Raw genomic sequence first — 11693 nt, forward strand, 5'->3', positions numbered from 1 at the left:
TTTACCCCTGGTAAATATAAACAAGCAGGAGAGGTGCAGCATGGCTTTCATTCAATGTGATTTTTATTCCGAAGTACTCGGCATGTCCACTTCTATCCAAGTGATTCTGCCTCAGCAGACGACCAGTCAAATCGGGTTGGAAGGCAGTGCAGCGGGCCGCAGGCACCCGACCTTGTATCTGCTGCACGGGTTGTCGGATGACGATTCGATCTGGATGCGGAGAACGGCTATCGAACGGTATGCCGCTCCTCTCGGGCTGGCCGTCGTGATGCCGAATGCGGCGCGCAGCTTCTATACGGACATGGAGAACGGGTACGATTACTGGACGTTCCTGTCCGAAGAACTCCCGCAGGTTTGCCGCTCCTTCTTTCCGCTGTCGGACCGCCGGGAGGACAATTTCGTGGCCGGTCTGTCGATGGGAGGCTACGGAGCTTTCAAATGGGCGCTGAAAAAGCCGGATCAGTTCGCGGCCGCCGCCAGTTTGTCGGGCGTCACGAAGGTGAGGGAGATCGAACGGCGGTTCCCCAAAGATTTCCGGCTCGTGTTCGGAAACAACCGGGAGCTGCTGGGAGCAGGCGATCTGTTTGCGCTGGCCCGTCATGCGGCGGAGAAGAAGACGGAGCTGCCGGCTCTTTACCAGTGCTGCGGGACGGATGATTTTCTATACGAGGAAAATATCGCCTTCCGCGATTATGTGCAAAGTCTGAATATTCCCCTCCTTTATGAAGAGGAAGAGGGGAGAATCCACGACTGGAGCTATTGGGACCAGCAGATCGGCCGGGTTCTGGACTGGCTTCCGCTCAAGCGTCAGACTGAGTAGAACGCCTTGCCGTTACACGGGCTGCGTGCCGCAACCGAAAAAAGCTTCCCCGCCGTATGGCTGGGGAAGCTTTTTGTTTCGCGCCGGGTTTCGCGCCGGGTTTCGCGCCGGACGTTTATGCTTCGAGCTCAATCTCGAACGTTTTGATTTCATAAGGCTGGAGCACGAAAGAAATCGTTCCATCATGGACGACAGGCCCTTCGGGCTTCTCCATCAAGTTCGTTTCCCGCCAGGAAGCGATGCGGAAATCGCTCGTCAACTGAAGCGCGTTGCGGCTTCCGGAGTAGTCGTGAACACGCACGATGACTTTGCCGGAATCCTCGGCTTTTTTGACGGCCGAGATCATGGCGGTGTCTCCCGACAAAGTGAACATCGAACGGGACGGAACTTCCGCGGTTCCCGCCGAAGCCCGAAGCGGGCTGTTCAGCATCCACGCCTCTTTCACGGTCTGGCCCTGCAGCCAGTCTCCACGGTGGGGCAGCAGGGAATAGGTGAAGGCATGATGCCCCTGGTCCGCATGGGTATCCGGATGGGTCGCGCATTTGATTAAGGTGAGGCGCATCACGTTCCCTTTGATGTCGTATCCGTACTTGCAGTCGTTGAGCAGGCTGACGCCGTAACCCCGGTCCGAAAGATCGGCCCACTGGTGCCCGACGGTCTCGAACCGCGCCCAGTCCCAGCTCGTGTTCCAGTGATTCGGACGCTTCACGTTGCCGAACTGGATGTCGAAGGTCGCTTCCGTTGTGCGGATATCGACGGGGAAGGCCGCTTTCAGCAGCTGCTTCTGTTCATGCCAGTCGGCTTCCGTCACGAAATCAATGCGCGGGTGGCTGCCGTACACCACCAGATCTTGGCTGATCGACGAATTCCGGTACACCCAGTTGAAGCGGATCACGGCACGAAGCGGCCCTTCCTCGACCAGTTCGGCGCCCTTGAAATCCCGGATTTCCTGCATGTTTTCCTGATAAAAGAGATCGATATCCCACGCCTCGTGAGCGAGCGGCTTATCCTCGAAAAGCTGGAGTACGTTGCCCCTTGCGCCCGGCGCCAATACTTCACGCCGCTGATTTTTATCGTAGATGCGGGTCAATTGACCCTGCGCGTTCCATTCCAGCACATAAAACGGCGTCTCAATCCCGCTGTGATTCCACGCGAAAGGACTCGGTGATTCCGCTTGCCCGGAATCCGCTGCGAACTTGACGGTGGTGTAGCCCATCGGCGGAATGTTTTTCACTTCTACGGTCCACACCTCATCGTGAAGCTGCGCCTGAAGCACGCTGCCCTGCAGGCCGAGCCATTGCCCGGATTTTCCCTGCTGCGGAGCCGCAATCGTCACGAGCTCCGTCATCGTCCAGGGAGACGAATTCCAGACGGTGTAGGCAGAAGCGCCAGAAGGGTCCTTGCCTGCGGCGATCGCTTCAACCGCCTGCGTGTCGACGGCGCGGCCGATCGCTTCCGCTTCTTCATACTCGATAACGCTGTCCTCGTACACTTCACGGATGGAAGAACCGGGAATGATGTCGTGGAACTGGTTGCGGAGAATGATTTTCCAGCCTTCGGTCAGTTCCTTGCCTTTGTACAGGCTCCAATCGTTATGCAGAACGCTCTGCATGGCATTCAGCCATTCCGCTTCGCGGTAGGCGAGCTCCAGCTTGCGGTTCATCCGTTTGTTGTAAGCCTGGCTTGTGTAAGTGCCCCGGTGATACTCCAGGTACAGTTCCCCATCCCATGTGTGCACGTATGCATCGGTGTCCGCCGCTGTTTCCTGCAGCCTTTCAAAGTAGGCGTCGGCGCGTCCCGTTTCCACGTTCGGCAGGCCCGGCAGGCTGTTCAGTCTCCGGCGCATCTCCAGCATGTCGCGGTTGACACCGCCGCCCCCGTCCCCGTAACCGTAAGAGAGCAGAAGTTCCTGGTTCATTTCCTTATCGCGGTAGCCGTCCCAGATTCCTTTCACGGTTTTGGGGATAATTTGACCGTTATACGTGTAGAACCAGGAGTCGGGCCCGGACCACGGCTCCGGCGTCGTAATGAAGTGAGTGAGCACCTCGGAACCGTCGATCCCGCGCCAATGGAACGTGTCGAACGGCATCCGGTTGTACTGGTTCCAACTGATTTTCGTCGTCATAAACGTATGAATGCCGGATTTCTTCAAAATTTGCGGCAGGGACCAGCTGTAGCCGAAAACGTCCGGAAGCCACAAGTATTTGCATTCCGTGCCGAATTCGTCCGCGAGGAAGCGGGTGCCGATCAAAAGCTGCCGGACCAGCGATTCGCCGGAAGTGAGGTTGCAGTCGGCTTCCAGCCACATGCCGCCGCCCGCTTCCCAGCGTCCTTCCGCCGCACGCTCCTTGATCGCTTCGTACAGCTCGGGGTAATCCTCCTTGACGTACTCGTACAGCTGAGGCTGAGTCTGCAGGAAGGTGTAGTCCGGGAACATCTCCATGAGCCGCATCACGGTGGAGAAAGAACGGGCGCATTTCTCCCGGGTATGCTTAAGCCGCCACAGCCAGGCCACGTCGATGTGCGTATGGCCGACGCAGGTGACGGTCACATCGGATCTTTTGTCCATCCGCTCGATCCGTGTACTCAGTTCGGTTCTCGCGGCATTTACCGACACGTAAAAATCTTCGGAACCGGGCTCAGTCCAGTCGATGAGCTTAAACGACTGATTCAGGGCATGAAGCAGCGCCGTCCTCTCGGGTGCGTTGGCATCCAGAATGCGGACGGTATCGAGTGCCGCCTGCGCGGTGAAGTACAAGTCGTCCGCGGCTTCGTCCAGCCAGCAGAATTCGGCCTGCCGGATGGCATGCGTCTGATCCTGGGGCTGCCCGCCTCCTTCCAGTCCCGACCACAGGCGGAACAGGAGCTGCCGGGATGTACCCGCCGCATCGTCCGGGAGGAACACTTCCTTGTGATTGGAATCGACGCCCTGATACGGCTTGCCGTTCCAGTAAAACAAGGACTCGAACCCGGAGTTGTTGCCGCCGCCCGTATCGCCGAAATCGAAGCGGCCGAGAATGCGTTTGCCGGACCAGTCTTGCGGGATATGTATTTCAGCGGACAGCCATAAATAAAGATCGCGGCCCGTCCACGTATTTCCGACGTTCATCGTCTTCCAGTCCTCAGCGGGAGCGGGAAGGCTCGGGTTGATTTCTTTGCGTTTGTCTTCAAGGGAAAGAAAAGACCGAATGGGATGCTTATCCCGGTAGCGAAGCTCGGATAGTTCACGGATACGCGATTGCAATTTGTGTTCGGTGAGGAACATGTCGAAGAAACCCCCTGTTGGAACCTGATTGTAGGGAGCGAGTAAAGGAGGAAAATCCTGTTTGTTGGAACTGCGGGTGATTATAGGGTAGCTCTATTATAGTCCGCGGAGAGAGGGGAATGCAATTGCCTAATTTCCCCCATCGGTGATAAGCTTATACGCGAATTGACCGAAAGTGACGGTGCTGACCTCATGCCGAGCTTAAAAACCTTTTACCGGATTCACCTGAAAAAACGGATGTTTAACAAAATTCTTCTTTTTTACTCGATCGTCATGGTGCTGCTGTTTCTGGGCGTATCCATCCTGGCTTATCAGTATTATGAGCAGCGCAGCATGCGAGAGCAGACGGACCGCGTCCTTAAAGATCTGGATATTGTAAGCGTTAACTTGAATCAGCTGTACGAACGGATGTATTCGGCCATCCAGCAGCTGTACACGGACGCGGCGGTTAACGAAGATTTGACTTATTTTTTATCGCACGAGTATGAGGATTATTTGAAGAGGCGGCTGAACCGGTACATCCAGAGCAGCGGAACGGAACCCAAAAATTTCGACAGCCAGCTCCGGTCGTTTCTCAAAGACGAGCCTTCCATCGCGAATATTCTTTTGTACAGCAAAGGGGAGCGCTTTTTTTATTTCATGAATCCCGGCAGCCAGCGGTTTTATTATCCGTCGGAGATTCCGCAGGACAGCTCCGGCTGGTTCGATTCCACCGTCAATCATCAGTGGCAGCTGACAGATAAACGATCCGTCCTGTGGGAGGCGCGGAAAGATAGCGGACCGGTCTACTCGTACACCCATATTTTAAAAGATACCGTCTCGCTTCAAAAATACGGGGCCATTGTTTTCGATCTGAATACGGATGCGATCAAGCGTCTGGTAGAAAGCAAGCTGAAAGACCGAGGGGCCAAAATGCTGCTGATGACTTCCGGCGGGCAGGTCATTTACGATTCCGAGAATCGTTATCAGGGGCAGATCTATCCGTACTGGCAGCAGCTTCAGGAGCAGAAAGACTGGGTGGAGCTCGAAGAGCCGTCCAAGGTGAACGTGCTGACCGTCGGGAATACGGGAATGACGATTGCGGGGATTATCCCGAAATCCCGGATCGAGCAGAGCATGCACACAATCCGGCTAAGCCTGATCGGGATTACCGCCCTTTGCATTGCGGTGAGTTTTATGTTTACGTTTACGATCATCCGGCAGTATTCCAAAAAGATCCGCAAAATCGTGACGCACATCCGGCGTCTTCAGGAAGGCGATTTGAGCGCACGCATCGTGCTGACCGGCGAGGATGAGCTGCAGGATATTTCGCAAAATTTCAATTACATGTGCGACCGGCTCGAAACGTACATCGACCAGGTGTACCGCTCGGAGATCAAGCAGAAGAATGCCGAACTCGTGGCGATGCAGGCGCAGATCAACCCTCACTTTCTGTACAACACGCTGGAAAGCATCCGCATGAAGGCCATCACGTCCGGGGCGAGAGATGTCGGCCAAATGATCTATATTCTTGCCGCCCTGTTCCGGGACATGATCCGCAAGCAGACGAATGTGACCCTGGCGGAAGAAATGGAGATGAACGGCATGTACCTGAAGCTTTTCCAGTACCGCTTTGAGAACAGGCTGGAGGTCGAGACGTATCTGGATAAAAACGCGGCCAACTGCCAGGTGGTCAAACTGCTCATTCAGCCGGTCGTCGAAAACTACCTCGTGCACGGGTTCCGGCCCGAATCGGATTCGAACCGGATCGCGATAACTGTCGTGCGCGAAGAGGAGAACATCGTCGTCCGTGTGGCGGACAACGGAAAAGGAATGCCGCCGGAGAAGCTGGCCGAAATCCGCAAGCGGCTGGCGAGGAAGCCGGATTCCGGTGCCCTTGGCGGCGGTTCGCTGGGCCTTCTCAACGTGAACGAGCGGATCCGGTCCCATTACGGAAGCGATTACGGCCTCACGGTAAACAGCGGCCCGGATCAAGGCTGCGAAGTGACGTTGAAGCTTCCGGCCGTACAGGGGGAGATGCTGCCATGAGAAAACTATTTTTTGCCGATGACGAGCCGCTTATCGTCCAAGGGCTGTACAACCTGCTGCCCTGGGAGCAGTTCGACTTGCAAATCGCAGGCTCCGCCCGGAACGGTCTGGAGGCGCTGGAGAAGCTGAAGGAAGAGCCGGCGGACCTGCTCATCACGGATATTATGATGCCGGAAATGACCGGTCTGGAGCTGCTGCGCCGGGTCAAACTGCTGAATCCGCGGACCAAGTTCATTATTTTGAGCGGCTACGACGAATTCAAATATGTAAAGGAAGGCATTTTGCTGGGCATTGAAAATTACCTGCTTAAGCCCATTAATATCGACGAACTGGAAGCGACGGTCAAGCACATTTTGCGGGACTGGGAACGGGAAGAAATCAGCCGCTTCCGCCTGGATGAAGACTGGAAAATATTGCGCAACAATATTTTGCACCGCTGGACGAACGGGACCATCGACAACAAGGAGTTCAGGGAGCGCGCGAGAATGCTCGGTATTCCCATCGACCACGAGGTCTACCGCTCGGCAGCGCTGCGGATCGTGACGGAAAACGAGCCTGCCTTCCAGTTTTATCGTCTTCCCGGTCTGGCCGAGGAGTGCGAACGAATCGGCACGGAAGAGCTGCCGGAGAACTGCGAAGTGATCGCCTTTCCGGGGGACGGCGATGAAATTACGCTCCTGTTCGCTTTAAGCGGGAGCGAAGTAAAGGTGCTTCCGGCCTTGCGGAGAATGTCGGAGTGGATCGCCGGCTTCACCGGGTTTCGGGTCTGGTGCGCGGCGGGTCATCCCGAAGAGCTGTACCAGGGCTATCCGGCCAGCGCCCGCGCCGTGCAAGCGTGGTATCAGGCACACTTGATGAATGAGCAGCCCGGTGTGATCGTCGACGACTTGGCGGCTTACGCCTTCCGGGAAGAAGACCGACCGGCTCTCCAGGAGCCCGCGATGGACCGGTTCGTCAAGCTGCTGGCGGAGGGGAGACGGGATGAGATCGACGAGTTCGCGGACCTATTTTTTGTCCGGGGCGACAGCGCTCATCCCGTACCGAGGCAGCCTTACTTCAATGCGGCCATCCAGCTTATGCTGGCGGTCAAGGAGATGGAGAAGCAGCCGGATTACAGCGAAGTTTTCGCGGCACTCTTCCGGATTCAGACGCGGAGCGGGCTTGCCTCGCAGGTCAAACGGGTGGCAGCCGGGATGCTGGACAGCCAGTCCGATGCGGCCCGCGAGTACAGCCTCCATGTAGCGGCAATGCTGGAGCAGGTGAAAGAGCACTACTCCCGGGAGCTGTCGCTGAAGACGCTCAGCCAAAAGCTGCACATGCACCCGAATTATCTCGGGCAATTGTTCCAGCAGGAGATGGGGACCAGCTTTTCTGATTATGTGAACCAATACCGGGTGGAGCGGGCTACGCACCTTCTTCTCCATACGGACCGGAAGACGGCCGAAATCGCTCAGGAGGTCGGCTATTGGGACTCGTCGTACTTTTACAGGACATTTAAGAAATACGCCGGCGTATCGCCGACGGAACTCCGTTCCATGTACACTAAAAGGTGAAAAAAGGAAAAAGCATGCGTGTGCATCTGCACCTGCATGCTTTTTTTTTATGATATCGCTAAAGATTTCTTTAATTTCTCCATCTTGGATTAGATTTTTCAACTATACGGGGGAGGCGGTCAGCGGGGATAATGAAAACGGGAGCGAGACGGAAAGTCCCGCGTGAGCTGCCGTTGTTGATTATAGGGGATTAACAACCGTAGAAGACCACCTAAGAAAAGGCAAAGGAGGGAAAAGCGCCGTGCCTGGCATCGTGAAAAGTTTAGTGAGAAACCGGGCGTTTCTCTTGTTGGTGCTGCCGGGAGCGATCTGGTTTATCATTTTTGCCTACCTGCCCATGTTTGGTACGATCGTGGCGTTTAAAGACTTTCGTATTCATCCGGAGGGCTTTTTTGCAAGCGTTTTTAACAGCGAATGGGTAGGTCTGAAAAACTTCGAGTTTCTGTTCTCCACCAATGACGCGTTTATCATCACACGCAATACGATTTTGTACAATCTGGCTTTGATTTTTCTGGGGCTGGTCTGTGCGGTCGGGTTCGCGATCGTCATGAACGAGCTGCTGAACAAACGGCTGACCAAAGTGTATCAGACGGCCATGTTTATGCCTTATTTCCTGTCTTGGGTTATTATCAGTTACTTCGTGCTGATTTTTCTCAATATGGAAAAGGGCGTGTTCAACCAGCTTCTCGCGTATTTCGGAGCCGATCCGGTCAACTGGTACAGCGAGCCGAAATATTGGCCGTACATCCTGATCTTTATGGGCATCTGGAAAAACATCGGCTACGGCAGCGTCGTCTATCTCGCCGCCATTGCGGGGATCGACCGTTCGTATTACGAAGCCGCAATGATCGACGGAGCCAGCAAATGGCAGCAAATCAAGTACATAACGCTTCCGCAGCTCAAACCGCTGATGATTATTTTGACCGTGCTGGCGCTTGGCGGCATTTTCCGCTCGGACTTCGGCTTGTTCTTCCAGGTGACGAAAAACTCGGGTGCTTTGTATCCGGTTACAGACGTGATCGACACGTTCGTTTACCGCGGACTGACGGTTATGGGCGATACGGGAATGAGTACGGCTACCGGACTTTACCAGTCGGTTGTGGGCCTGATTCTGGTCCTGACGGCCAATTATGCGGTGCGGAAGATCGAAAAAGAATATGCCGTTTTTTAAACGTAAAAGCAGCAAGGATCCGGCTAGGGGGTGCCAGCAATGTCAGACTTGAGCGGATCGGTTAAGGCAGGAACGACGGCGCAAGCCCGGAAGGGGAAGAAGCCGAAAGATTTGAATGCGATTTCGCCGTTCTGGAATTTCGTGTTCTCGACGGGCGTGGGTTTGTTCGCTTTGTCCTGCGTGTTTCCGTTTCTGTTTATTATTATCATTTCGTTTACCGACGAGAAAACGCTCGCTATCGAGGGATTCAGCCTGGTGCCGAGCCAGTTAAGCACAGCTTCGTACCGGTTTCTCATGAACTCGGGACAGCAGCTGCTCCAGTCGTTCGGAGTCACGCTTCTGGTGACGGTGCTCGGCACGTTGCTCACGCTGTATCTCGTCGCCACGTATGCGTACGCCTTATCGCGGAAAAGTTTCGAGCAGCGGAGATTCTTCAGCTTTCTCGCTTTCTTCACGATGCTGTTCTCCGGAGGCCTGGTGCCTTCGTATATCGTGGTCACCCAGTTTCTGCATCTGCGCGATTCGATTTGGGCGCTCATTCTGCCGTCGGTACTGAACGCTTTCTACATTCTGGTGATGCGGACGTTCTTCTCCACGACGGTTCCGGACGCCATTGTAGAATCGGCCAAAATGGACGGTGCGACCGAATTCGGCGTATTCACGCGAATCGTGCTGCCGATTTCACTGCCGGGCATTGCGACGATCGGTTTGTTCAGTACGCTCGCGTTCTGGAACGACTGGTTCAATGCGCTGCTTTATATCGACAAGCCGACGCTGATTCCGCTTCAAACGATGCTGATGCGCATTCAGAACAACATGGATTTTGTCGTTCAGAACAGTTCCAAGGTCGTGTCGTATGATATTGCGGCCTCGCTTCCCACGGAAACGGTGCGTATGGCGATGGTTGTATTAGCCACACTGCCGATTGCGCTCGCTTATCCGTTTTTCCAGAAATATTTTATTCAGGGGCTGACGATCGGTTCGGTCAAAGAGTAGGGATTACGGCCTTCTCTTCCGAAGGGCTGAAGGAGAGGTCACACCAATAAAGAAAGCGTTATCATTATGAAGTTGTCAGGGGGAATTAAGCATGGCGGGAAAAAAAGCGCTTGTGTTCATGCTCGCACTGATGCTGGCATTCGGGTCTTTGCTCGCAGGCTGCGGAAGCAAGAGCGAGGGCGGAGACAGCAAACAGGGGGCCGGCGATTCGACCGAGAAGGAAGTTAAATTAAAAGTGTACCTGATCGGCGGTCCGCAGCGGGATTTGCCTAAAGTTCAGGAAGAGATCAATAAATATGTGAAGGAAAAAATCAACGCGACACTCGATATCACCATGATCGACTGGGGCGATTATTCCAAACGGATGCAGGTGCTTTCCGCTTCCGGAGAAAACTTCGACATCGCCTTTACGTCCTCGTGGGCGTTCGAGTACCGCACGAATGCGGCGAAAGGCGCGTTTATGCCGCTGAACGACCTGCTCGATAAATACGGCAAGGGGATCAAAGAAGAGCTGGACCCCCGTTTTCTCGAAGGAACCAAAATCGACGGAAAGAACTACGCCGTTCCGGTCAACAAGGAGCTCGGCGAGCAGTGGGTATGGCGCTTCAACAAGAAATACGTGGACAAATACAAGATCGATATGACCAAGGTACGCACTCTTCAAGACCTGGAGCCGTACCTGAAGCAGATTAAAGAAGGCGAACCGGAAGACATTACTCCGCTTGCCGTACCGAAAGGATTCAAGCCGTATATTCCGTACGACTTTATTCTCGGGGACGAATTCCCGGTCGGAATGAAAATCCAGGACAACGGTTCGGACTTCAAATTCGTCAATATTTTGGAGACCCCCGAGCTGAAAGCTTCTCTGGAAACGATCCGCAAATACTACCAGGCGGGATACCTGCGCAAAGATGTCGCTACGCTTGACGGCATCGACAATATCAAGACGGGCAAATGGTTCGTGGACCGCGAAATTACGCAGCCATACGCGGATCTGGGCTGGTCCCGGAGCGCAGGCTACGACATCGTATCGACTCCGATGCAGGATCCGGTCGTGTTCACCGGGTCGGCTTCCGGCGCGATGCATGCGATTTCCGCGAACTCCAAAAATCCGGAGCGCGCCATGATGTTCCTGAACCTGCTCAACACGGACAAATATTTGCGGAACCTGTTCAGCTTCGGAATCGAAGGCACGCACTACAAGAAAGTGTCCGAAAATGTCATTGAAGACCTGCCTGCGATGAAGGACGGCTTCCAGATGCCGGGCTTCGCGCTCGGAAACATGTACCTGACGTACCTGCACAAAGAAGAACCGGCCGACAAGTGGGAGGCGTTCAAGAAGTTTAACGATTCGGCGAAAGTCTCGCCGACGTTCGGCTTCAACTTCGACGTCGATCCGGTCAAAACCGAAGTGGCGTCCATTTCCGCCATCGCCCGCGAGTTTTACCCGGCCATTATGACAGGGTCGGTAGACCCGAACGAGTACCTGCCGAAAGCGATGGAAAAAATGAAAGCGGCCGGGCTTGATAAAGTCATAGCCGAAGCTCAAAACCAGTTCGACAAATGGAAAGCGGAGAAGAAGTAAGCGTACGTTCTCCTTATCAAAGAAGCGGCCGCGGATGTGCGGCCGCTTTTTTTACATGGATTCCGGACACGGCGAGGACGTGAAGGAAATTTCCGCCAAACGTATTTAATATGTACATACAACCTTTAATTCGTCCACTAGGAACGGAATTTGTCCGGTTGTTATAATGAAAGCGTAATCATTGCCAAGCCGGCGACAAACAGGAGGGAAATTATTCGGAATTCTCATCCGGCAGGGAAAGTCGGTCCGGCGCCTCATTCTCTAGCCGCGATTGC

At 54.5% G+C, this 11693-nt stretch carries 7 protein-coding genes; 6 read left to right on the top strand and 1 reads right to left on the bottom strand.

Annotation, left to right across the window (positions count from 1 at the left end; all coding sequences use genetic code 11):
* The first annotated feature begins 40 nt into the window (after window positions 1-40).
* Window positions 41-820 carry an alpha/beta hydrolase gene (locus ABH899_RS13035; protein WP_369996684.1) on the top strand — a complete coding sequence of 260 codons (780 nt, stop codon included), beginning with the start codon at window positions 41-43 and terminating at the stop codon, window positions 818-820.
* Between the two features lie 115 nt (window positions 821-935).
* Here the strand turns inward: ABH899_RS13035 and ABH899_RS13040 are convergent, their stop codons facing one another.
* On the bottom strand, window positions 936-4085 hold the full coding sequence (locus tag ABH899_RS13040; RefSeq protein ID WP_369996687.1) for an alpha-mannosidase: 3150 nt from the start codon (window positions 4083-4085) through the stop codon (window positions 936-938).
* Window positions 4086-4277: 192 nt separating this feature from the next.
* Between ABH899_RS13040 and ABH899_RS13045 the strand changes: the two genes are divergently transcribed.
* From ABH899_RS13045 to ABH899_RS13065, 5 genes are all read left to right on the top strand, one after another.
* On the top strand, window positions 4278-6113 hold the full coding sequence (locus tag ABH899_RS13045) for a cache domain-containing sensor histidine kinase (protein ID WP_369996689.1): 1836 nt from the start codon (window positions 4278-4280) through the stop codon (window positions 6111-6113).
* Window positions 6110-7666, top strand: coding sequence for a helix-turn-helix domain-containing protein (locus ABH899_RS13050; RefSeq protein ID WP_369996692.1), 1557 nt, complete (start codon window positions 6110-6112; stop codon window positions 7664-7666). Before ABH899_RS13045 ends, ABH899_RS13050 begins: the two co-directional genes overlap by 4 nt.
* 241 nt (window positions 7667-7907) lie before the next feature.
* A complete protein-coding gene (locus ABH899_RS13055; protein WP_369996694.1) occupies window positions 7908-8837 on the top strand; it encodes an ABC transporter permease in 930 nt (309 codons plus the stop codon).
* Between the two features lie 39 nt (window positions 8838-8876).
* The gene (locus tag ABH899_RS13060) at window positions 8877-9833 is read left to right on the top strand and encodes a carbohydrate ABC transporter permease (protein WP_369996697.1); all 957 of its coding nucleotides are present in this window, start codon (window positions 8877-8879) and stop codon (window positions 9831-9833) included.
* 91 nt (window positions 9834-9924) lie between these two features.
* Window positions 9925-11418, top strand: a complete 1494-nt coding sequence (locus tag ABH899_RS13065) for an ABC transporter substrate-binding protein (RefSeq protein WP_369996700.1) — start codon at window positions 9925-9927, stop codon at window positions 11416-11418.
* The last annotated feature ends 275 nt before the right edge of the window (window positions 11419-11693 follow it).

The sequence above is a fragment of the Paenibacillus sp. RC84 genome (assembly GCF_041260495.1).
In the GTDB taxonomy this organism is placed as follows: domain Bacteria; phylum Bacillota; class Bacilli; order Paenibacillales; family NBRC-103111; genus Paenibacillus_F.

Bases quoted from the DNA above. Each gene is read 5' to 3' on its own strand.
- ABH899_RS13065 (WP_369996700.1), top strand. From the start codon at position 9,925: ATGGCGGGAAAAAAAGCGCTTGTGTTCATGCTCGCACTGATGCTGGCA.
- ABH899_RS13040 (WP_369996687.1), bottom strand. From the start codon at position 4,085: ATGTTCCTCACCGAACACAAATTGCAATCGCGTATCCGTGAACTATCC.
- ABH899_RS13035 (WP_369996684.1), top strand. From the start codon at position 41: ATGGCTTTCATTCAATGTGATTTTTATTCCGAAGTACTCGGCATGTCC.
- ABH899_RS13060 (WP_369996697.1), top strand. From the start codon at position 8,877: ATGTCAGACTTGAGCGGATCGGTTAAGGCAGGAACGACGGCGCAAGCC.
- ABH899_RS13045 (WP_369996689.1), top strand. From the start codon at position 4,278: ATGCCGAGCTTAAAAACCTTTTACCGGATTCACCTGAAAAAACGGATG.
- ABH899_RS13050 (WP_369996692.1), top strand. From the start codon at position 6,110: ATGAGAAAACTATTTTTTGCCGATGACGAGCCGCTTATCGTCCAAGGG.